Source organism: Methylomonas koyamae (assembly GCF_001644025.1).
GTDB classification, from domain to species: Bacteria; Pseudomonadota; Gammaproteobacteria; order Methylococcales; family Methylomonadaceae; genus Methylomonas; species Methylomonas koyamae_A.
Map to the genome: position 1 here is coordinate 1 of NZ_LUUK01000040.1, position 22,824 is coordinate 22,824.

Here is a 22,824-nt window from a genome sequence, read left to right on the forward strand (position 1 = left end):
GTCCGACAGGCTCCTAGGCAATTATGGCACCGAATTTAGCCCGTAAAATTTGGCGGCAACGTGGGTTTTGAACGCGCATTAAGTTTTGGATGGTTGGACCGGTGTCGAGTTTCGCCAATTCGAAATGGCTGCGTTTATTTATGGACCTTAGACAACCATTCAATCCGTATCAACGGCTTGGCATATTCAATGTGACGGTTAATGCGCATTGCTATAGCCCGACGATGTCCAGATAGCTGCTCACCGCCGCCATTTCCGCCTCGAAGCGCGGCAATAGCGCTGCCAATACCTCGAGTTGTCCCGCCTTGCCGGCCTGTTCCATTTCGGCGCAGAGCGCGCTCAGAGCCAGCGCTCCCACCGACTGCGCCGAGGATTTGAGCTTATGCGCCAGTGCTGCGACTTGCGCCGCCTGCCCATTCTCGCAAGCGGCTTTCATTTCCGTCACCGTTTCAATCGCGCCGGTCCGGAAAATGTTCAGGAAATCTTTGATGACGGCCGGATCGTCTCCCACCAGCTCCTTGAGCATGCTCACTACCACTGGCGTGGCGGATGCGGGCGGCAAGTCCGGACTTGAGGCGATCGTGCCGGGAAGCAATTTGTCCAGCATGGCTTTTAGCTGCGCCAATTGCACCGGCTTGGTCAGATAGCCGTCCATGCCGAGGGCTCGGCAATGTTCGGCCTCACCCCTCAAGGCGTTAGCGGTAAGGGCGACGATGGGGATAGGGGGCTTGCCGGATTCTCCGGCGCGAATGGCCTCGGTCAATTCATAGCCGTCCATTTCCGGCATATGCAGGTCAGTCAACAACAATGCGTAGTCGCCGGTAAGCCAACGCTCCAGGGCTTGGCGGCCATCGCCGACGACATCCGCGGCAAACCCGAGCAATGCGAGTTGGCGCTGAATCACCTTTTGATTGGTTTCGTTGTCTTCGGCCACTAGAATCAGCCGCCCCTGCAGCAAGGCCGATGAGCGCTGAGGCGCATGGAACGCCGTTTCGGGCTTGTCCGGCAACAGTGTCTCTTTTTCCGCCAGAGCGCGTCCGGCGGCGATAGAGACTGCCTTAAGAACGGTTGCCCGCGCCAGGACATTGCCGTCCACCCGCACTAGGTTGATATCCTGCAAGCGAGGTTTACGGCGCTGGCCCCGCTCGATGACGACCAGACGGATTTCCTGCTTCGGCCGGATACAGGCGATTGCGCGCAGTTCGTCCGGCTGCATTAGGCCGTCCGCGCTGTCGATAACCCAGACCCACAGGCCGGGCGTCCCTGCGCCGAGGTGTTGCCGCGCTACCGTCAGAGTCGGCGCCCTCTCCACGCTTGCGCCGCCGTCAGTGAGATAAGCGGCGACATCGTCGGCCAAACCGGGCGAGCTTCCCACCACCAGACACGACAAGCCATGGACCGGAAAGTTGGTTTTTCCCGCATCGGTCTGGTCCGGCAATGGCATAAAGGGTAGGCGGACGCAGAAAGTGGAACCTTCGCTCGGCGCGCTACGCACTGAAATCGTCCCGCCCATCAGTGTTACCAGATGGTTGACAATGGCCAAACCAAGCCCGGTACCGCCAAATCGCCGGGTGGTCGACACGTCGGCCTGGGCGAAAGGCGTGAACAGGCCGGACAGGGCTTTTTCGTCCATGCCGATGCCGTTGTCGGTCACGCGGATTTCCACCACGGCCAGATCAGGATGACGCTCGGCCAGCACGGCCCTTACCGATACTCTGCCCGGCCGTTCCTGCCCCCCGGAAAATTTAATAGCGTTATTGGTAAGATTGATCAACACTTGGCGTAAGCGCGCCGCATCGCCCAAAACTGCGGCGGGAATCGCCGGATCGGTGAACAGGGTGAGTTCCACCTTTTTTTTATTCGCAAAGTGGTCGAGCATGGCGCACACTTTCTCGACGACATCCGCCACCGGCATCGGCGCGCTTTCGATCTCCAGCTTGCCGGCTTCGATCTTGGAGAAATCGAGGATATCGTCGATGATGCTCAGCAGCGAATAGGCGGATTCGCGTATCAACTCGACCATTTCCACCTGATAGCCCTTGAGACTGCTTTGATGCAGCAAATCGACCATGCCGATGACACCGTTCATCGGTGTGCGAATCTCATGGCTCATCGCGGCCAGGAAAGCGGATTTCGCGGCACTTACCTGCAATGCCGCTTCCTTGGCGGCAATCAGCTGGCTTTCGATTTGTTTGCGCTCGGTGATATCGCGCACCAGACCGGTGAAATAGCGTTCGTCGCCCAACCACATTTGGCTGACTACTAACTCCAGCGGGAACGTGCTGGCGTCCTTGCGTTGTCCCAGAATTTCACGTTCCCTGCCGATAATGCGCGCCTCGCCGTTTTCCAGGTAATGTTCGAGGTAGCCGGCGTGTTCGCTACGAAAAGGCTCGGGCATCAGCATCCCGACATTTTGTCCGACGATTTCGGCGCCGGCATAACCGAAAATACGCTCGGCCGCGGGATTGAGAGTCTCGACGATGCCGTGTTCGTTGATGGTGATGATGCCGTCCACCACGGTTTCCAGAATCGCACTGATGCGCGCGGCGCTGTTGCGCAACTGCTCCTCGGCCTGCTTGCGATCGGTGATGTCGCGTAAAAGCACGCTGAAAAACAGGCTGTTTTCGCACCGAATGGCCACCATGGCCATTTCGATGGGGAATTCGCTGCCATCCGCCCGTCTGGCGGTGACCTCAACGCGTTTTCCCAGCAGGGCACCTTCGCCGGTTTTTAGAATGTCTTCGAGGTCGCGCCAGTGCGTATCGCGGCTCAAGTGCGGAACGATCAGGCTGACGATGGGTTTGCCCATCGCTTCGGCCCGCGAATAGCCGAATGTTCGCTCGGCTTCGGGATTCCAGTCTGTGACCTGGCCTAGTGCATCCGTGCAGACCACCGCGTCCAGCGCCGCATCCAGTATTGTTCTTAGGCGCTGCTCGCCTTCGCTGAGCGATTGCCGGGCCAGGCTTAACTCCCGGTTGCGCTGAATGGCGGCTTCGTAGGTTGACAGCAGCAGGTTTAGAATCTGCATGCGGTCGGATGTAATGAAGTGTTGCTGTCCGTTGAAGAAGATTTCCACCCCCATGCCCAGCCGCCGGGATTGGTTTATCTCTTTGTTCAGGAGCACGAACTGCACGCGATTGAGCAGATAGCTTTCGTTGTACGGTTTGAGGATGAAGTTGTCCGCCCCACACTCAAGTCCGCGAATCACATCCTCGGTATCCGACAACGAAGTAACCAGAATCACCGGCGTTTCCTTCAGGTTTTCGTCGGACTTGATAGCCTTGCACAAGGCGTAACCATTCATCCCCGGCATCATAATGTCACTGATGATCAGATCCGGTTTTTGCGCCTGCGCCGCCATTAGCGCCTGTCTGCCATCGGCGGCGACGCTAACCCGATAGCCGTGCTGCTCCAGCAGAAAACGCAGCTGTTCGGCCTGAGTGCGGCTATCCTCCGCGATTAGAATACCGGCGCCGTCGCTTGGGTTGATCATTGGTGCCATGGGCTTTTCTCCAATTTCCGGTTATTGGTCAGATTTGTCAGCATCGCGGCGATTTTTTCCGGCGGCAGCACATACGTCGCGCCGCCAAGTTCGATGGCCGCGCCCGGCATGCCATGGACGATGCAACTCTCCATGTCTTGAGCGATCGTGACCGCTCCATTCGCTTTCATCAAACCCAGCTCGACGGCGCCGTCCCGGCCCATGCCGGTGAGGAGCACCGCAACGGCGTTCGCTCCATAAGCAACCCCCACCGAACGAAACAACGCGGACACCGACGGCAGGTGACCGTTCTCCGGTCCGCTTCCCAGCAGTGCGATCCGCCCGTGGCCGTCCACCGTCGTCTGAAAGCCGTTGGGTGCCAGATAGGCGCGGCCAGGCAAAATTTGCTGCCCATCGGTCGCCACCTCTACCGGAAAGCCCGCGGCCTCCGCGAGCCATTGGGCCAGACCTTCGGTGAAACCCGCCGCAATATGTTGGACGATGAGTATCGGCGCATGAAAGTTCTTCGGCAGTTTTGCCAATATCTGTTGTAAGGCCTGCGGGCCGCCGGTGGACGAACCTATCGCTACCAGTCGAATCTGCGGGCAGTTGGGGCCGGCTTCCAGTACAATCGGCCTATCGGCTAGCGATGTGGTTTTTTTTCGCGGCGTCCAACGTTTGACGACCTTGACCTCCGACATCAGCTTGACGGTCTGAATCAGTTCTCTCGCCGTCTTTGCGTAATCCGGATGTTGGATGCCATACGGCCGTTTAACAACGGCCAATGCTCCCGCTTCCAACGCGTTGATGGTAGTCGCCAGCTCGCCGGCGGAAGTACTGCCGGTGACGATAACGATGGGGGTCGGAAAGCTTTCCATGATGGCGCGGGTCGCGGCGTAACCGTCCATTTTCGGCATGTGCAGATCCATGGTGATGACATCGGGACTTCTATCCCTGACCGCCGCCAGGGCTTCTTCGCCGTCGTTGGCCGTGGCTATGACTCGTATTTCCTGATCGGAGGCAAACAGATAAACCAGAAACTCGCGTATCGAAGGCGAATCCTCCACTATCAATAATCTGATGGGGCCGGTAGTGCCGATGATGCGATTAGTCATTATTCTCTCCGACCGGCCACATTAATGTTTATGTCCTGATTGTTTCGGCATATTGGGTCGATACTTGACTACGGGGGAGTACAATAATTTGCGCGGTTTCATTTTTTTGTATTTGTTATTTAAGGATCGTTGCTAGATAAGTCTACGGACTATATCCAATAAATTACTTTGCTCGAAACTGCCCTTCACTATATAAGCGTTGGCGCCGACTTCGATGCCGCGTTCTTTGTCCTCGCGCGATTCCAGCGCCGTCACCAGTACTACCGGCAAATCGGCCAGCCTTTTGTCGGCACGGATCTTCGCGGTCAAATCAAAGCCGTTCATGCGCGGCATATCCACGTCGGAGACCACGAGGTCGAATTCGCCGCTACGCAATTGAGTCAGGCCCTCGGCACCATCGTTTGCGGTGGTGACCTTGTATCCGGCCATCTCCAGAATACCCTTCAGCAAGCTGCGCGCGGTGACCGAATCTTCCACCACCAATACCGAATTCGTGGGCGTTGGTCCGTCGGTTTTGAAGTCGGCGGTTCGCCTGGAGCCGGTTTGTGCCGCCAGCTGCGCGGATTTCAGCAGATCGGAAACATTCAAGATGGGTGCCAACTTACCCGAACCGAGGATGGTAGCGGCAGCTATGTTACGGACTCTGGCGAGCTGCGGCCCCAAGCTTTTCACCAGTACTTCCTGTTCGCCGAGCACTTCATCCACGATAAATGCCATTCGTTTTCCACCCATTTTCAGGACCAGCAGCTGATACAGGGCTTCGCCGCCGGCCGTGCGTTCGGGCATGCCCAGCACTTCACTCAGCCACGATAGGGACAGTGTTTCATCTCGGAACAGGATGGTTTCGCGGTTTTCCACGGTACGAATATCGTCCCGGCGAATTCTCATACAACGTTCTACATTGCCGGTCGGCAAGACGAAGGTTTGTTCGCCCACGCGGACGGCGATGCCGCGGTAAGTAGCGAGAGTAAGCGGCAGCTCGATGCGGAAAACAGTTCCGTTGCCCGGCTGCGTCTCGACCGCAACACAGCCCCCCAATCCTTCTATTTTCTCGCGGACGATGGCTAGCCCCAGGCCGCGGCCGGAAATTTCGGTGATGATAGGGCTGGTGGAAACCCCGGACCGGTAAATCAGTTCGGCACATACATGGTCTTCCAGCCTGGAAGCCTGTTCCCGTTCCAGTATACCCAGCCGGGTAGCGGCAGCTTTTACCTTAGTGGTATCTATCCCGGCACCATCGTCGGAGATGTCGATTTCGATCCGATTACCGCTACGCGGCAAAATCGCGATGCCGATGGTGCCGCACGGCGATTTTCCAAGGTTAGCCCGGATATCCGGCAGTTCAATGCCATGGTCGACGCAATTGCGTAGAATATGAATCAAGGGATCCTTGATTTCCTCCAATATCCTGCGGTCGGCCTCGATTTCGCCGCCACTGATATTCAGGACTATGTCTTTGCCGCTGCTCTTGGCGAGATCGCGCACCAGCCGGGGGAAGATTTCCATCAGCGCCGAAAAAGGCAGCATCAGGGCTTTTTTCATGTCTTCCAGCAGATCGTCCACCATCCTCCCCAACAAGTGCTGATCTTGTCTGGCGGCTTTTACCGCGGCGTCGAGCCGATAATTCAGCGATTTGATGAAGGCGGTATTTTGCTCGATCAATTCCAAGCCTTGCGGCTGTTTCGACAAGTTACTGTAAAACTCTGGGCGGCTAACGGTTCTGCTCCACTGCTTGCTCCACGAGGCCGCCATAGCCTGAAGGGTTATGATGTCCTGTTGGCGTTGTTGCGCCAAGAACTTGGCCGCCAACATTTCTTCCGATTTCAAAAAAATGGAATCCAGCTTTGCCGAGGCGATTCTGACCGTTCCCGCCATCGATAATTTTTCCGCCGAACCGCGAGCGGGCGGCTTAACCGATGTTATCGTTTGGGTTTCCGGGTGCGGCGCGGGTATCTCGACCGGCACTGCTGTAATTCTATCTATTTGCGGTAGACCCAGCCGTTCGCTCAGCTTGCCGATAGCGGTATACAGGCTGTCGAACAGCTCGGCCGTCAAGGCGGAATTTTTGTTTTTCATCGCGGCGAAACCGGTTTCCAGTGCCTGGCAAGCTGTTTCGACCGGTATCAGATTCACCGCGCGGGCCGCGCCCTTTAGACTGTGCGCTTCGCGGAACACGGCCTCTATCAGTTCGGCCTGCCGGGTTTCATCCGGGCACTTTTCGAGTTCGGCTATCCCGGCGAACAGCGCCTCGACATGCTCTTGCGCCTCGATATTGAAAGTCGCCAGCAAGCGCTGGAGAAACTCGCTTTCTTGTTCGGACATCGGCGGTTCCCGTGGAGTTTGCGGAAAGTCCTTAAACCTTGTACCGGCCCATCAACTGCTTCAGTTTGAGCCCTAGTTCATGCAGGTTTTGCGCGGCGGATTCCGCCTGTCCGGTACCGGCCATGTTTTGCGAGCTGGCCTGTTTGATATTTTCCATCGCCAGCGCCACCTGATCCATGCCTACTAATTGCTGTTGGCTCGATGCCGCTATCTGCAGCGCGGCTTGAGCCGCCTCGTCGATACTGTCCGCCAGCATGCGGATGGCTTCTCCGGCCGCATCGGATTGCCCTACACCCGCCGCCACGGCTTTGTCGCTCAAATCGATGGCCATCACCGTAGCCCCGGTGGCTTTTTGAATATCGCCGAGGATGGCGCGCACTTGGGTCGTGGCTTGTTTGGATTGCTCCGCCAGACTCTTGATTTCCTGAGCCACGACTGCGAAGCCTTTGCCTTGGTCGCCAGCCTTGGCGGCCTCGATAGCGGCATTGACCGCCAGTAAATTGGATTGTTCGGCCAGATCGTTGACGGTGAGAATGATTTCTCCGATGGCCTGGCTTTGTTCGCTCAACCTGACGATGCTTTCCGCCGCCGCCGCAGTTTGTTCGCGGATACGTCCCATGCCCGAGATCAGTTCCTCGACAGCCTCCAGCCCGGCTTGCGAGATCTTCGCCACCTGTTGGGCGCTGTCCGAAACCAGCTTGGCCTTTTGATCGGCCAGCCGCACGGTTTGTTTGACTTCCTCCACCGTCACGGTAGTCTGGCTGACCGCTGTCGCGGTTTCAGCGGTGCTGGCGGCAACCTGGGTCGTCGTCGCCAATATTTCGGACGAAGATGCGGAGAGCACATTCACGCCGTCGCGAATTTCCAGGGTGAGATTGCGCAAATTGTTCACCATGGCGGCAAACGCATTACCCAGGATGTCTTTTTCCGATTGCGCCCTGGCCTGTACCGTCAGATCGCCCGCCGCGATCTGTTTGGCGATACCGGCCATATCCTGCAGCGACCGGAGCATGGCGGCGAAGATCCGCATCAGCGCCCCCACTTCATCGCTGCGCCGGCTGAGGTCGAAGCTGACGGACAAATCGCCGATGGCGATGCGTTCGGCACTATCCGCGATCAGTTTCAGGGGCTTGGAGATATGCCAACTCAGGAAAAGGGCGTTACCGATCACCAGTGCGCCGGCCAGTAAAAAGCCGAAGACGATGGAAGCGACGGTCTGTTGCGAACTAAGGGCGGTTTCTTGCTCGCGTTCCCGCAATAATTCGTTCTCCTGATTTTCCATTTCCCGAGCCACCGCCCGCAGCTCGTCCATCAGACGCTTGCCTTTATCCGACAGTACCACAGGCAAGGCGGCATCTAATCCTTTGTTTCGGCGCAGGTCTATGGTTTCCTTGAGTTCGTCGAGTTTGCCGTCGATCATGGCGTCGATCTGTTCCAGACGGTGTTGCTGGCCAGGGTTGTCCGCCGTCAGTTGCTTGATTTCCGTCAGCAGCCTGCCGATATTGGGAACGGCCGCCTGATAGGGGGCCAAATAGCGCTCCTCGCCGGTAATCAGGTAACCGCGCTGGCCGGTTTCGGCATCTTGAATTGCCGAGAGCATTTCATTCAGCTTGGTCAGCACCTGATAGGTGTGGGTGACCCAATGCGCGGTTTCGTTCAGTTTTGCGTTGTTCTGGTAGGAAATGCCGCCGACCGCCAGCAGAACTATCAAAATGGAGGTAAAACCCGTCCACAGTTTCGAGCCGATTGAGAATTTCATGTTGTAAGCCCCCTATTTCAGTATATCTTTCACGGCGATTGCATCCGGTTTATGTCCATTTCCGCACGATGGCCGGCTACGCTAAGCAACTTCTTCATGGACGACGATTTTGCCGTCCGTCAACAGCTTTGCCGCGTCCAGAATCACCAGCCGGTCCGCGGCGATCCCGCGCAAATAATCCGCGCGAACGCCGGTCAAGGTCGGCAATCCTGGCTGTATTGTCCGTATGGGGATATTCCTGACCCCCAAAATGGCGTCCGCCATGATGCCGAACCTCATCATGCCGCTGCCGATCACAATCACCTTGTTCAGATCGGTCAGTCCGCGGGCCGGCAAATCGAAAAACTTTTTGATGTCCACCACCGAAATCACCTGACCGCGAACGTTGACGATACCGGCGACGAACGCCGGCGTGCATGGCAGCGGCGTCAGATCGTTCAGAGGATATACCTCGCTGACAAAAGCGGTTTCCAGAGCATAGGTTTCGTAGGCGAGCGAAAATGTCACCACTTCGATACTTGCCGACTCTTCGTCTTGTTCCACGGCTTGCGCCAGCTCCTCGGCCCGGGCTTTTAGAATTAAGTCGGCTTGCCGCGGCGAATACGGCTCCGGCGCATCGGCGTCAAGATCAATCGAGCCATCGAAACTTGCCTTTTTCATATGCTTTCCTCCCCGGCGTTAAGAGTGCGGATGATTTCGGCCAACCGGCCGGCAGTGACGCCTTCGGCTTCCGGCAGGATTTGTTCAGGGGGATAAGCTTCGAGTAACTGCAACGCATTCTTGAAATTTTTAACGGCTTCTTTATGCCTACCCTGCCGCCTGAGCAAGCAACCGAGCATGAAATAAGCCGGCGTAAAAGCCGGCTCCAGGTATAAGGTCCGTTTCAGCGCTTGCTCGCCGGCCTCGGTTTGGCCCCGTTCCAATAGTTCGACGGCTTGCAAATATTGCCGGCCCGGGCTTAACCGGTCGGCATCGCCTGCGCTGGGTTCTGTTTCCCCGCCGCTCGGTCGCCGGGTGTCTTCCGGTCCGGCCACGCCAAGTTTTTTTTGCTGGCACAACGGCATTACCGGACCGGGACTCCCTGGCGGCCCTTTAGCCGGTTTGCGCGCCGTTTTTGCCGCCAGCTGCCACACGGATGGCTTTTGATCTCCGGCCGCCGCCAAACCAGTATGTTTCGGCGGAAAAAGGGCCGCGGTATGCGCCGCCGCAGGTTTCCTGACCGTGGTGGAAAGGTTTTTGCGATACAGAATAGTGCCGGGAAAGTAATGTCTTTCCATATTCTCTGGCGCGGTGATGGGGGCTTCCGAAGGGCCGATGATCAACCATCCTCCGTCAGCAAGCGAACGGCAAAGCTTATTCAGCACTCGCCCAGCCAATTCGGGCTGGAAATACATCAACACGTTCCGGCAGAAGATGAAGTCCATAGTGCCGTTATCGCCAATCGGCGGCCAATCGCTATCCGCCATAAGATTGAAGTAAGAGAATCGGACCATGTCCCGCACGGAAGGTAGTATTTCGTAGCATCCCGTAGCGGTTTCGCGGAAATAGCCGGTTTTTAACCAGACCGGTGGGTTTCGAAACGACCATTCCCTATACACTCCCGCTTCGGCCTTGGCTAATGCCTGCGGGTTGATGTCGGTACCTGACAGGGAAATTCGCCATTGTTGGAAGTCTGGCAGTATCCTTTGCATAAGGATAGCCAGCGAATAAGCTTCTTCGCCTGTCGCACAGCCCGCGCACCAAATGTCGAGAGTTTGCCGGGATAGGCGGCGGGACTGAATCAGACCCGGCAAAATACTGGTTTTCAGAGCTTCGAAGACCGCCGGGTCACGAAAAAAGTAGGTTTCCGCCACTGTTAGATAGCGGGCCAGGATCTCGACGCGATGTCTGTCCATAGGCGTGGATAATAACCATTGCATGCAAGTCTCCGAATCCTGCAGGCCGAACTCTCTCGCAGCTCTGTCCATACCGCTCATCAGATCGGGCCAGCGCTCCGGCGGGAAATATAAACCCGTATGGCGTGCCAAAAACCGGCTAAAAGGCGACGGCACAGTAATTTTTGCGGTTATGGCGCTACTCATTGGGAAGATTCCCTAAAGCCAAATCCAAGGTGCGCGCTTCGTCCAGTGCCAGAAAACCGGACAAATTGTGGATCAGCACCATACCGTCTTTAAGCCGTACCACGCCTGTAACAAAATCGAAGCCGGGCATGACGGTGTCCGCTGCGGTGATATCGCCGTCTGTACAGTCGATGACCCCCATGATGCTGTCGACCAGAAGCAAAACCGTACGCTCGGCGGCGCGGGCGACTATCATTCTGTCGTCCAGCGACAATCGTTTTTCCGGCAGGCGGAAGCGCCGCCTGACATTCATAACCGGTAGCACGGCACCTTTGATATTGATAATACCCAAAACGATATCCGGCGCCTCAGGTAGAGGGGTTATAGCTGCGGACCGGTACACTCGTTCCACACCGGAAAGCTCCAGTGCATATCGCCAATCGTCCAGGGTGAAAACCAACAACATCATTGTATGACACCTCCAGCACGGATTTGGAGAACGAAGTAAAAAAGTAAACGGGTATTACCTGGAAAAGATAACACCCAGGCTTACTCGTACACCGGAATACAGAGTCAGCTACACTGTGCTTATGCAAAACTCAAATAACGTGCGCCGATCCGTAACCAGCAATTGAACGGCTGATTCTGCTGTACACGACCGTATGGATGTTAGAAGCTTAGCACCGGCTTAGAAATTTTCAATTTCGTTCTCTTATTGCATTAACGTTTGTCATAATGCGCTCATTATCGCCGATAAAACCTCATTTGGGTGAGACGTACTGCACGAAGCCGTTAATTGATTGTCTGGTTTATGTGGCCAAACACTCTGGATCGCCAGAATAACGGTGAAATGCGGGTCGTACAGGTATTCCCGGCCATGGATGTTCATGGGATGATTGGAATAAGCGGAATTGAGTCGTTTGCGTCAGTAAGTTACGGATTGTTCTGTAAGTTGTCCAACGGCCAATTGCCGACCTTTGGGGTTGTTTTTGAATGGCCGGTATATGTCAGTAATTGCTCGTTTAACGTCGGCTGGAGCGATGTATTATGTTTCACGGCCATATCCGCTTTGCTACAAGCCTTTTGATTTCGGATTGACCGCTCTTAAACCAATCGTCGCTAAGGTACTTAACTGAAGTGTATTTCGCCAAATCCGGGGTATATCTTTCCCACTCCCATGTGGAAAAATCGCCACTTTTACAGTTACTTGTGTTTTCTGGCCATGGTTCCGAAAACGTTTCCATATCAATTACAATAATGACATCAATATATTCGTTTTTTAGCTGATTCTGCCTTCTTAGCGCCGCAAAAGCCTCTTGATCAGCGAAAACCATTAGATCCCAATCAGAATCTGGGCGAAATGACTCATTAGCTCTTGATCCGAAGAGCCAAACAGATTCGATTCCGGCAAGCTCGGAAACCAGTTCCTGAACGAACGTTTTGATTTGTCCGTCATTCATAACGAAACATAACTATGAAAGTAACCGGATGCCGCGCGAGGCGGATGCAGGAAACCTAAAAGCGGGTGTTCGGCGGTCAGGTTGACTGGATTGTTGGGCGTCAAGGGCTGACTCATGCTGTCTGCCAATTAACGCCGCAATTGAACCCGCCTGCATCATAGAACGCTTTCGCGGTTTGCAGCGTAGTGCAAAGATCCATGACCCAATTGCTTGGGTAGTCACCCAACTGGCCGCCAACTACCAACTGAGTGCTTGGCATAGTTGAACGCTTGGGATCAATTAACGTTGGGAAGGATTGGTTTTTGATGGAACCGGTTAGAACGTAGCGACCAGCACCGCCGCCGATGCAAAGATAGGTTTCCGTATTATTCTTTTCTGGGTGGAGATACAGGTCATTCAGATTCTCGTTGTTCAGCGCGCGAATGGCAGACTCGATTTCTGGCCAGGTAGGACTCTCGATCATCTTGTCGCGTTCCTGTGCGCTACCCCAGTCAGAGATCGTGAGCATTGCTATCGGCATTCGGCTGACGCCCAACAAGGAATTAGATGGTTTCTGTAGATTTACCGGAAAAAGCCCGACTACAAGATAGTTTATTGATCTGCATATGATTTTCCTTTCCGTATATCATCGGTGATAAATAGCAACAACCGAAATTGATCAAATTGCGGCCATTGAATCAGATTAAGCGATAGTCAGCAACGGGCAGCGACTTTGGCTTTTACAACATCATCCAAATTTGAATGGCAGCTATCGGGATTGGCTTGTTGAAATCGGCGAATTCGCAGTTTCGGCCATTACCCGACCTTCGGGGTAACTTTCCAATTTAGTTAGTTAAGGCAACCTGTACCCCAGTTGACTGTCCGGTATTCGGCGAGCAGATTGAAATTATCACTACGTCACAACGGCCAAAACCAGCCAGACAGTGTTACAACCCAATTTCAATATTTAAGGCATCTTATAACTGAGCCGACTGTCCTGTTTTCGCCTATCAATTTGGCAGCATTATTTTCTCAATTCTGCGCCAATCGGCCACTTATACAAATAATTTTCCGAAGCATGCAATAAGATCCGACTCCACAATTTCAACTGGCGAGGCATTTTCTTCATTAGCTAACCGTTCGGCTTGATTTTCAATGGCGGATTCAAAGATTTTTCTGACAGTTCGTCCATTACCAAAATTTTCACCACGCTCCGCATATACTCTATCAAACATATTAGATGCCACTATTTTCGCTTGATCGGTAATCACAAATCCATTATTAAGGCAGAACTTAGAAAATATATTGGTCAAGTCATTTCCAGAATAATCTTCAAATTTTAAATATCTGGTAAAACGCGATTCAAGACCTGGATTTGAATTAATGAAATTTTGCATTAGCTTTGGGTAGCCGGCAACGATAACCGCTAACCTTTCCCGATGATCTTCCATACCTTTCAGCAAAGTGTCGATGGCTTCTTTACCGAAATCATGACCAGGGCTTTGAATTGAAGATTCAGATAGCGAATACGCTTCATCGATAAATAATACACCATCTAACGCCGCATTGATTGTTTCCTGTGTTTTCAATGCTGTTTGACCTATAAAACCCGCAACTAACCCACTACGATCAACTTCTATGACATGGCCACTCGAAAGCAAATCTAAACTTGCATATATTTCTCCGATCAATCGAGCTATTGAGGTTTTTCCAGTCCCGGGGTTTCCAGAAAACACTAAATGTAACGATACAGGTGTTATTGGTAAATTATTTTCTTTTCTTTTTTGATTGGCCTTGTAAAGATTTACTAGCTTACGTATTTCGTATTTTACCTCTGCTAATCCAACAAAAGTGTCCAGTTCCTCAAGCAAATCATTAATGTCCTTAGATTTTTTGCTATGCACATCTGGCAAATCATCTGCAACTATCAACGACGTGTCCGCAGCAATATTATTTGCTAGCCTTTCCGCTTGCTTCTCTAAAACTGTTTCAAAATAAGTCCGTATGACTCGGGCATTCCCAAAGTTATTCTTTCTAACTCTATATATTGTTTCAAAATTAGATTTTGCTTTTCTATGCGCTTCTTCAGATAAAAGCATATGATGGGAACTCAAAAGTTGTGCAAATATCTCCATCAACTCATCCGAGCTATAGTCATCAAAATCAACATATCGAGTAAATCGTGATTCTAGCCCTGGGTTTGTTTGAATAAATTTCCTAATTGGGTCCCTATAGCCCGCAATTATTACCGCAAGCCTGTCTCGATTATCTTCCATTGCTTTGAGTAAAGTATCGATTGCTTCTTGACCGAAATCAGGTTGACCACCCTGTGCCAATGAATAGGCTTCATCGATAAATAAAACTCCGTCCAAAGCTTTGTTAACTGCTTCTCGGACTCGAATTGCCGTTTGTCCTATATATCCAGCAACGAGTCCTCCACGATCGACTTCAACTAGATGGCCTCTTTCTAAAAGCCCGAGCTGCTTATAGATACCGCCTACTAAACGAGCCACGGTAGTTTTTCCTGTACCGGGATTACCTGTAAAGACCATATGAAGCGAAACGGGAGCAACTGGTAATCCTTGCTCCTTTCTTCTCGCTTGCACGGAAGATAAATTAATTAATTTTTGCAGTTCTGTTTTCGCAGTTTTTAATCCTATTAATTTATCAAGTTCAGAACTCGGATTTGATTTGAAATCCGTGATTTCTGATGTCGAATCATTTTTATTGAATGAAGTAACCTCAGAATTACTTTTCACATAAACGGTACAATGTAGGTCACCAATCTCATTATCTCTTATATTTCTCGCACCCTTACCTTTGAGTCTGAGAACTTGCTCAGATTTTGTATTAGGCGGTACTTTTAACTTTAATTTTCCACTTTGAATGGTTTCGAGCTCAATTTCTCCACCATTTCTTGCGATATTTTCTGGTATTTCAACTTTGCAATGTAGATGGATTCCATCTCTAGTAAATAGATGATGCGGTTTAATATGAATTTGTACATAAAGATCAGCCGGCGGACTGCTAGTAAAATGGGACTCACCCTCACCAGCCAAGCGAATTCGGTCTCCTGTATCAACGCCGGCCGGAATCTTGACAAATAATGTTTGCGTTGCACCATTGGCACGAGGTACTCTGATTGTCGACTCGCAGCCAGATAGCGCCTCACCCAATTCCAACTCAAGGTTGTATTTGAGATCATAGTTTCTATTCAGGGATTCTTCGTGTGAACGATTGAACTGAATTTGTTGGTTATGTTTATTTCTGGAGTTAGATATAGTCAAACTACTGACCGCATCATAAAATATAGAATTGTCGACCTCTAAAACTGATGGAAAAGAGCAACAGTCTAATGAAGCTTTTGCTCCATTGATAACTCTGATTGCTAAAGACGAGTTATCCTCAAATATACAATGCCTTAAAATTGATTTCGAATCGATTCCATCTAAAGTAACGGCATCCGATTTGCATTTAAAGAAATTGCAATAATTAATGTCTGCAGAGCTTTTTTCTCTTATAAATACCCCACAGACTGTGTTAGAAAAAACACAGTCATCAATAACACCCTTGCTCATTCCACCTAACCCAACCGCAGGATAAATACAATTGGAAAAATCACATTTTTCTAAATAAATTTCCGCATTGTCAACACACCAAATACCATTTTCATCAATGTTTTTGAATGAACATTTATTAGCAAAAACCCTGCTTTTTTTATATTGCAAAAAGATCGCTGGGAGTTTGATATTTGAAAAAGTACAGTTAAAAACCTCTGCAGTGGCTTCTTTCATGACAAACAATCCATTACTTAGAATGTCATGAATATGTGAATTGGTTATTCTTACATTTGCTCCAGGCCGAACCACTATGGCAGCGTATGATGAATGGGAGTTTTGTATATCACAATTTTCTACAGTACTTAGATTCCCAGCCCTTATTGCACTATCATTTGTAGTAGAAACATTGATTCCATATAGATTGGCTTTTTCGCATAATTCGATTGTTCCTCTTATAGATACTGTACCTGACTCCTTCGCACGTAATGTTATGTTTCCGTTAATAATAATGCTGCCTGTGTGCTCATAACCTGACTCAACGATTATGACATCTCCCCAGTTTGCCTGTTTTATTGCGTCGACAAGGGTTAGCCCTCCGAACCATCCTTTTTTAACTTCAATGTTTGCCATATAAAACTTACGCCAGATAAATGAAACTAAGAATATGATTTTGATACGATGATAGCATCATCACGTACTCAATATTAAAGCTGGTGGTTACATGATCAAGGCATTCATAGCGTTTACTCCGCTACTGGACTCTGGGGGAAGCCGTGAATGACTGCAATGTAGCTCTTTATTTCGCAGAACCTGGATTTGACTGAGTGGCTGCTTTAGAGAAACACGGCCGGCCGGAGTGGGTCGTGAAGTGCCTGCCGGATCTTCTTTTTCATCACCCGAAAGCGGTCAATTCCAATCACTCAAATGCCAATCAATGCCTTAATCGCCTGTCATTCCCAATATGGCTTTATAACGAGAGTCTTTGTCCGAATGCACATATATTGACGTGGTCGCGATGTTTTTATGACCTAGATTGTCGCGTACTATTTCAAGGGGAACGCCCTTGTAGACCGCGTGGCTACCGTGCGTATGTCGCAGCCAATGGGTGCTTGCTCTGCGAATTTTTTCGGCCGCGATCGGATCGGCTTGATTGATATCGTCCGCGGCTTCTTCAAAAAAGCCTTTCAGTTTTTGATACAGCGCCGACTCGCTGAGCAGTGCGGCACTGGCCTGATCTTCCGGTGCATCTTTCAGGCGCTTGCGCAGTTTGCCGATAATCGGGGTGTCCGGTGCGGCGTAACCGATCGGTTTAAGCTGTCTGTCTCGCAAATGCGCATTGATATCGTCAATCAGTCGCGGAGCGATCGGTACTTGGCGATGTACCTTGCCTTTACCGAGGACGTTTAACCACCATTGCTCGCCATCGTAACCGGACAGGCGTTCCAGGTCACCGAGTCTGGCTTTGGTCAATTCGTGCAGCCGCAAACCGGTTTGGTAGGCAAACCGGAGAATGAACAAAGTGCGTCGGTAATCGGCGGGCTTGTGGTTAGCTAAGGCTGAGGCGCCGGCTTGTCGTTCGGCATAGTCGATCAGATGGTCCCAAAGCGGGGGCGACAGTATTCGATCGGTTCCCTGGCGCCGACCGTAGCCACGTTTGTTTAATCCGGAGAACGGGTTGCTGTCCAAATAGCGCTGCCCAACCAACCAGTCGCAGCAGGCGCTGAGGATGACCTCGGCTTGGCGTGCGCTACTGGGTTTCAATGGACCTTTAAAGGGCTTCCATTGCGGCGACCAGCGTTGGGCGGATGGACCGATCCAGCGTTCGGCCGGTTGAGGATCTTCCAGGAAACGTCGGAATTCAGCGCAATCCGGCGTGGTCAGTGACGATATCGCCTTGCCGCGCTCAAAGATCGCCCACAATAAAAACCGCTCTATCTCCTTGCGGTAGGTGCGATGGGTCGGCGTCCCGGTGTCGTAGATGGACAACCACGCGAGAATCGCCTCGAAATCATTGCCGGCATCGAGCAAGCACCGCGGCGCCGGGGCTCTGTTCGAGCCGGACTGCCCGCTGAGATGTTCCGGCGGCCGGAAGCGCTCGATCGGGGCAATGCCGGACGAAACCGCCGGTAACGACGGATGGGCCGGGCGCTTTTTAGTTAAGTCCAGATGGAGGTTAAGTACGTCGGCGTGCTCGGCAAAAAACGCTTGAATCTCCGCGGCCGACGTTTGGCCTAAACGCGGGATTTGGGTCCACCAACGCTGACCATGTTGATTGACGAAATCCGCTAGCTGGGTCAAGGTGTGGAGGTTCTCTGTTTGCGCCAGGCGCACCGCGACGGGCGATGGCAGCCACCGGCCGCACGGTTCATCCGGCTTCGGCAGAGGGGCTGGTTTGGATTTCAGGCGGTCTAAAGACGCCAAGGCTTTATCGATCCAGTCGGCATTGCCCAGATGGGGCTGTTGCCAGATGGCCGCATCGGATAACAGATCCAATAATTCGGCTTTTCGCGCGAGGGTGCGGCACAGCGTTAGTACCGTACGACGGGTTTGCGCGACGCCGGCGTCGTCCAAATACAACTCCCCAAGTACGGGCCAAGATAAACCCTGGATCCAACCACGCAATAGCGCCAGTTCAGTCGGGTTCATCCGGCGACCTTGCCAGACACTGACGAAGCCGGACGGCGTTGTTTCCGGACCAACTCTTGTAACTTACTGACTTTGTCTTTCTCGGCCTGCAGCGCCGCGTCGCGCGACGCTAATTGCTCGCGCAACTGGGCGAGGTCGGCTTCCCATTTGAGTTGGTGCTCGTGACGATCGCTGAGTTGTTGCATCAATTGATTGATCCGCGCCTGCGAAGTGGCTCGATCGAGCCTGGCTTCTTCCAACGCGCGGTTGAGCGATGCAATCGTTTTCGCCTGTCCCTCGCGGGCGGCCTCCTTTTCTTGCTCGATACGGACTAAATGCCAGTTGTGCTGTTTATCGAAGCGATCAGACCATTCTTTTGTTTGAGCGTCATGAGCCGATTTTAAGGCGGTCAAGCTACCTTCCGCGCGGGACAATTCTTCGCGGGTGGTCACCCACTGAGCGTCAGTGTCCTTTAACGTGCGTTCGGTATCGGCGAGCGTGCGCACCAGTTCGGCATTTTGATCGACTTGTTCGTCCAACTGGTGTTCTATTTCAGCCAGGGTGGCTTCCCACCGGCTTTGCTCTTCCTGTAATTGCTGCCGCAATTGGGCGATGAGCGTTTGATCCTCGGCCGCACGTTGCTCTAAAGCTTGTCGCTGCTCGCTGAAGGATTGATTCGCCTCTTTCAAGGCCAGTTGCCACAACCCGGTCGCGGCATCCAGCATCACGACCGGCAAATCCGGACGTTCAAAGGATTGCCGGTGCTTTTCGACAAAATGCAGCGTCCAATCCTTGATTGCCCGGCTGATGACCGTTGGACTGTTGACCCCGATCCGATCGCGAATCGCCTCAATGGTTGGAAAGCGGCCGTCTTCCATCAAAACGGTATCGCAGCATTCGTACGCCAGGGTATAAGTGTCGGATTGTTTGCGCATCACTAAAAATTTCCAGAGGAAAGACGCCATCATTGCATGAAATGCAGCGCATGCAAGGCAGGTTGGCTACTGTACCGAGCGGTTGGCGATGCGACCCGCTGGCAAAGTGCATTTTAAAAGCATTTAGCCAACGGGTTGGGCTCGGCAAATGCGATAGCATGGAAACCTTTCCAATGACATTAGAAGGGTGATCATCGTGGCAGAATCGCAAATTGCAATAGAAATCTATAGCCGACCGAGTTTAACTCAGCAAATTAAACTCAATAGCGAATATACCAAGCGTGTTTACCAACGCTATTTTAAGTCCGTCGTGTCGGCGCTGTATATGATCGACACCATTCTCTATATCATCGGCGAAAAAGCGCATATCGAATTGGTTCAGGCTGCCGTTTCAAAACTCATCGAAAGCTGTAGTGAAGATCTCGCCAATGAAATTCAACGCTTGGAGAGACTCCGCGAAGACAATGGCATTGACATATTTCCCAAATACAGTAATCCAGGCCACTACGATATCGATATTGTATCACCTCAAGTCTCGCAATTCGTCGCACTGATGATGCAAATGGACAACGTTATCCAATTAATCGATTCCTTATGGCTGAGCAACTTACTTCCAAACGAAAAGCGGGCGGATGCCGAATATCAATGGCAACGACGTATTCAAAAATTGGCTCGCCGGATTATCAGCATCCGCAAGAACGCCTACAGTGAGGCCCAAAAGCGCGGCATATCGAACGAGGTTGAAATCGCCGAGCAGGTTCTGAAGGAGAAAGGTGTCGAAATTACGACCGAGACGGAGGAGGTCGACGAGGCGGAAGCGGAAACCGAGGATGCGTAATTCAGATTGAGCAACGAAAGATGAAATCACTAATACACGCATTTTCTGAAGTGGCCGAAACCGTTTTTCCGCCCGAGGCAATTGCAACTGTGCATTACTGGTTTGTCCCCATCATTTGGGGTGGCTTTTTGTTTGCCTTGGCCTTGTCGGCCGTTAATCGGAGAGACTAACGCGAAGATCCGAGAGGTGAGCAGCCAAACCGACATCACCGCCAAACGCATCGCCTAACAATCCATCCAGTTTATGACCCGTTGGCAAAGTGCATTTTAAATGCATTTAGCCAACGGGTTTTATTTTGGATTTTTGGTATAACTCACCGCGCTAACGTTCCACGAGGTAGCTGGCCTCCCAAAATAAACAGTTTTTTATTCGACTCCCGGTCACGGGCAGTCTTTTTAAACCCTAAACGGGGGAATCCTCCGTTTAGGGGCGTTCCTCCGTCGAATTTAGGAGGAGCCTATGAAAGTGCAGAAAGCCCCTGTGAGGCGGGTGTATCCCAACCCGGACCAGTTCGATATTTTTGTCATCGATTGGGACGCATTACCGCAATTCACGGAAGAAGAGTTCAGCGAGTTGCGATATCGCTTGTTACTGGCGATGTTGGGCTCGCTGAAGGATAACCGGGTCTCGGACAAAGAAAAGTCGGAGTCCTGGCTTTGGTTAATGAGTGATGACAAAACACCTTTTTCGTTTCGGACCTGTTGCGAATCGGAAGGGGTCGATTACCTGGAAATGCGTGATCTGATTGTGGATCACTTAAAGCGTTAATTACCCACCGCATCCCATGTTTCATGGGATGCACCTTGAGTTTTCCCGGTGCTATTCATGGACCAAACAATGGACGACGAAGCGGATCCCTTGAGCGTCGCCGCGGCGCCAACCCATCCGGATTCAATGGGCGAATTCTCGATCATTCACGTCAATCCGCGCCGTTGCGATCCCGCTACTCACCATCCGGACGTATCGTGCCAGGCGTGCGGGACTGGGCGTTATGCCGAAACCGATCTCGACATTTCCGCTATTCCGGGGGGCATCATGACACGTTACTCGCTGGGGGAACTGGCGTTTGCCGCCGACAGCCCCGACTTCCAAGCGATCTTGCGGCGGGCGTATGCGGACAAGCAGCGCCCCCTCTGTCTATGCACGACCGGTGGCGTTGAGCTGTATATCGCCTTCGCTCACGAGCGCTATTGGCTCAAACGCATGCCTAATTCCGGCGAGCGGCATCATCCAGGGTGCGAATCTTACGAGCCGCCGGCGGAGTTGTCCGGCTTGGGCCAGGTGTACGGTTCGGCCATTCGGGAGAACCTGGATTCCGGTATTACCCAATTGAAGTTCGAATTTCGGCTGGCGCCCGGAAAAAGCCGGACTTCACCCGCACCGCCCGAGACGGATCAGTCACCCAAGCCAACCGCGATTGTAGCGTCCGAACCAAAACTCGGCTTGCGCGGATTGCTGCATTACTTGTGGGAACAAAGCGGTTGGCACCGGTGGACGCCGGCCACGGCAGCGCGGCGTCATTGGTATGGGTTGCGCAAAGCCTTGCTGGAAGCGTGTGCCGGAAAAGTCGCCAAATCCAGTCCGCTAGACACCTGGGTGTTCATTCCGGAAACCTTTGTGCTCGATAAAAAAGACGAAATCAACGACCGGCTCGCGAAAGCCTTGTCGTATGCGGACAACTTGCATCGGTTTCGGTTGTTGATCGGCGAGCTGAAGGAAATCAAGGAAGCACGATTCGGGCACAAACTCATCGTGAAACATTTGCCGGAATTCCCGTTTTTTATTAACGAACAGACCTACAAGCGATTTATCAAGCAATTCGATAGCGAATTATTGTTATGGCGTGGTATCGAATCCAGTCATTTGATGATTATCGGTACGTTTGCCATCAATCAAGCCGGCCATGCGGAACTCGATAGCGTCAGTTTGATGAATGTCTCTTCACAGTGGATCCCTTTCGAAACGGCCGACGAACTGAGCTTACTCGACTATTTGGTGATGCACGGCCGTTCGTTTGCCAAGTGTTTGCGTTACAACCTCGCCGGAACAAAACCGTTAGCATCAGTCGTGTTGGTCGACACCGAAGCACCCACGGCCGTATATAGCATCCAGGCGGATGCCAACGACGAACGCGCCGAGGCGATTCGGGCCTTAATGGCGCAAAGCCAGACCGCTTCGCTAATCTGGGATCCTCGGCATCCAGGGCTGCCCGACGCATGAAGGCCAACGCCTTCATCGGGATCGTCCGCATCCAATGCGTAGTCGGCAACGGAGAGTGGTTTTACCAGAGCGCGCTGGGTCCGCTACGCATCACCGCAGGAGTCAAGGCGTTGACCGAAAAATCGGGACGAAACAGGCTATTGGATTGGGTCGCGTCCGACCTGGTGCCGCTCTCGTTTCGACACCCTTGGCTCCGCATCGAGTGGCGATGCCTCGGTGGCCAATCTCGGTTATCGGTTTGCGATGGCGACGGCCGTTCGATCATCGAGACATCAATGACCTTGTCCGAACCCACGCAAGGACGTTGGGTTTTCTATTGGACGGACTGGATTTTGATGTTGAGTAACGAACACTAAAAAGATTGGGGATTTGAAGGAAACACGATGGCACATTTTTTCAAAATTAGAAACGTGCTGATTGTCGAAACCCAACGACTGATCGTTGGGTTACCTATCAGTTTAATCATTTGG

The 22,824-nt window shown here is 52.3% G+C and carries 16 protein-coding genes; 4 read left to right on the plus strand and 12 right to left on the minus strand.

Annotated features, from left to right (window positions below):
* Positions 1-211 precede the first annotated feature (211 nt).
* From A1355_RS03760 to A1355_RS03820, 12 genes are all read right to left on the minus strand, one after another.
* Positions 212-3,502 carry a PAS domain S-box protein gene (locus A1355_RS03760; protein WP_082885343.1) on the minus strand — a complete coding sequence of 1,097 codons (3,291 nt, stop codon included), beginning with the start codon at positions 3,500-3,502 and terminating at the stop codon, positions 212-214.
* Complete coding sequence (gene cheB, locus A1355_RS03765) at positions 3,490-4,596, minus strand: chemotaxis-specific protein-glutamate methyltransferase CheB (protein WP_064025139.1); 1,107 nt, start codon at positions 4,594-4,596, stop codon at positions 3,490-3,492. The genes A1355_RS03760 and cheB overlap by 13 nt, the downstream gene beginning before the upstream one ends.
* 132 nt (positions 4,597-4,728) lie before the next feature.
* The gene (locus A1355_RS03770) at positions 4,729-6,918 is read right to left on the minus strand and encodes a hybrid sensor histidine kinase/response regulator (RefSeq protein ID WP_064025142.1); all 2,190 of its coding nucleotides are present in this window, start codon (positions 6,916-6,918) and stop codon (positions 4,729-4,731) included.
* 31 nt (positions 6,919-6,949) lie between these two features.
* Complete coding sequence (locus A1355_RS03775; RefSeq protein ID WP_064025144.1) at positions 6,950-8,677, minus strand: methyl-accepting chemotaxis protein; 1,728 nt, start codon at positions 8,675-8,677, stop codon at positions 6,950-6,952.
* An 81-nt stretch (positions 8,678-8,758) separates the two neighbouring features.
* Complete coding sequence (locus A1355_RS03780) at positions 8,759-9,337, minus strand: chemotaxis protein CheW (RefSeq protein WP_064025146.1); 579 nt, start codon at positions 9,335-9,337, stop codon at positions 8,759-8,761.
* Positions 9,334-10,596: a CheR family methyltransferase gene (locus tag A1355_RS03785; RefSeq protein WP_197471710.1), complete on the minus strand. Its 1,263-nt coding sequence runs from the start codon at positions 10,594-10,596 to the stop codon at positions 9,334-9,336. Before A1355_RS03785 ends, A1355_RS03780 begins: the two co-directional genes overlap by 4 nt.
* A 154-nt stretch (positions 10,597-10,750) precedes the next feature.
* Positions 10,751-11,206: a chemotaxis protein CheW gene (locus A1355_RS03790; protein WP_064025150.1), complete on the minus strand. Its 456-nt coding sequence runs from the start codon at positions 11,204-11,206 to the stop codon at positions 10,751-10,753.
* 583 nt (positions 11,207-11,789) lie between these two features.
* Positions 11,790-12,197, minus strand: a complete 408-nt coding sequence (locus A1355_RS03795) for a nucleotidyltransferase domain-containing protein (protein WP_064025152.1) — start codon at positions 12,195-12,197, stop codon at positions 11,790-11,792.
* A 112-nt stretch (positions 12,198-12,309) separates the two neighbouring features.
* Positions 12,310-12,660: a hypothetical protein gene (locus A1355_RS03800; protein WP_197471711.1), complete on the minus strand. Its 351-nt coding sequence runs from the start codon at positions 12,658-12,660 to the stop codon at positions 12,310-12,312.
* Between the two features lie 571 nt (positions 12,661-13,231).
* Positions 13,232-16,366, minus strand: a complete 3,135-nt coding sequence (locus A1355_RS24320) for a DnaJ C-terminal domain-containing protein (RefSeq protein WP_082885344.1) — start codon at positions 16,364-16,366, stop codon at positions 13,232-13,234.
* A 309-nt stretch (positions 16,367-16,675) separates the two neighbouring features.
* Entirely contained in the window at positions 16,676-18,382 is a 1,707-nt protein-coding gene (locus A1355_RS03815) for a phage integrase family protein (RefSeq protein WP_082885345.1), read from the minus strand.
* The gene (locus A1355_RS03820; RefSeq protein ID WP_064025162.1) at positions 18,379-19,296 is read right to left on the minus strand and encodes a DNA-binding protein; all 918 of its coding nucleotides are present in this window, start codon (positions 19,294-19,296) and stop codon (positions 18,379-18,381) included. The genes A1355_RS03815 and A1355_RS03820 overlap by 4 nt, the downstream gene beginning before the upstream one ends.
* A 196-nt stretch (positions 19,297-19,492) precedes the next feature.
* Here A1355_RS03820 and A1355_RS03825 point away from each other — a divergent pair, with 196 nt between their 5' ends.
* The 4 genes from A1355_RS03825 (at position 19,493) to A1355_RS03840 (ending at position 22,710) form a co-directional block, all read left to right on the plus strand.
* Positions 19,493-20,134, plus strand: coding sequence for a hypothetical protein (locus A1355_RS03825; RefSeq protein WP_157197737.1), 642 nt, complete (start codon positions 19,493-19,495; stop codon positions 20,132-20,134).
* Positions 20,135-20,593: 459 nt separating this feature from the next.
* Positions 20,594-20,902 (plus strand): hypothetical protein, encoded by a 309-nt coding sequence (locus A1355_RS03830; RefSeq protein ID WP_064025164.1) that lies wholly within the window; start codon positions 20,594-20,596, stop codon positions 20,900-20,902.
* A 57-nt stretch (positions 20,903-20,959) separates the two neighbouring features.
* On the plus strand, positions 20,960-22,354 hold the full coding sequence (locus A1355_RS03835; RefSeq protein ID WP_064025167.1) for a DUF1173 family protein: 1,395 nt from the start codon (positions 20,960-20,962) through the stop codon (positions 22,352-22,354).
* Positions 22,351-22,710 (plus strand): hypothetical protein, encoded by a 360-nt coding sequence (locus A1355_RS03840; RefSeq protein WP_064025169.1) that lies wholly within the window; start codon positions 22,351-22,353, stop codon positions 22,708-22,710. The genes A1355_RS03835 and A1355_RS03840 overlap by 4 nt, the downstream gene beginning before the upstream one ends.
* Positions 22,711-22,824: the final 114 nt, after the last annotated feature.

Bases quoted from the DNA above. Each gene is read 5' to 3' on its own strand.
- A1355_RS03760 (WP_082885343.1), bottom strand. From the start codon at position 3,502: ATGGCACCAATGATCAACCCAAGCGACGGCGCCGGTATTCTAATCGCG.
- cheB (WP_064025139.1), bottom strand. From the start codon at position 4,596: ATGACTAATCGCATCATCGGCACTACCGGCCCCATCAGATTATTGATA.
- A1355_RS03770 (WP_064025142.1), bottom strand. From the start codon at position 6,918: ATGTCCGAACAAGAAAGCGAGTTTCTCCAGCGCTTGCTGGCGACTTTC.
- A1355_RS03775 (WP_064025144.1), bottom strand. From the start codon at position 8,677: ATGAAATTCTCAATCGGCTCGAAACTGTGGACGGGTTTTACCTCCATT.
- A1355_RS03780 (WP_064025146.1), bottom strand. From the start codon at position 9,337: ATGAAAAAGGCAAGTTTCGATGGCTCGATTGATCTTGACGCCGATGCG.
- A1355_RS03785 (WP_197471710.1), bottom strand. From the start codon at position 10,596: ATGCAATGGTTATTATCCACGCCTATGGACAGACATCGCGTCGAGATC.
- A1355_RS03790 (WP_064025150.1), bottom strand. From the start codon at position 11,206: ATGATGTTGTTGGTTTTCACCCTGGACGATTGGCGATATGCACTGGAG.
- A1355_RS03795 (WP_064025152.1), bottom strand. From the start codon at position 12,197: ATGAATGACGGACAAATCAAAACGTTCGTTCAGGAACTGGTTTCCGAG.
- A1355_RS03800 (WP_197471711.1), bottom strand. From the start codon at position 12,660: ATGATCGAGAGTCCTACCTGGCCAGAAATCGAGTCTGCCATTCGCGCG.
- A1355_RS24320 (WP_082885344.1), bottom strand. From the start codon at position 16,366: ATGGCAAACATTGAAGTTAAAAAAGGATGGTTCGGAGGGCTAACCCTT.
- A1355_RS03815 (WP_082885345.1), bottom strand. From the start codon at position 18,382: ATGAACCCGACTGAACTGGCGCTATTGCGTGGTTGGATCCAGGGTTTA.
- A1355_RS03820 (WP_064025162.1), bottom strand. From the start codon at position 19,296: ATGCGCAAACAATCCGACACTTATACCCTGGCGTACGAATGCTGCGAT.
- A1355_RS03830 (WP_064025164.1), top strand. From the start codon at position 20,594: ATGAAAGTGCAGAAAGCCCCTGTGAGGCGGGTGTATCCCAACCCGGAC.
- A1355_RS03835 (WP_064025167.1), top strand. From the start codon at position 20,960: ATGGACCAAACAATGGACGACGAAGCGGATCCCTTGAGCGTCGCCGCG.
- A1355_RS03840 (WP_064025169.1), top strand. From the start codon at position 22,351: ATGAAGGCCAACGCCTTCATCGGGATCGTCCGCATCCAATGCGTAGTC.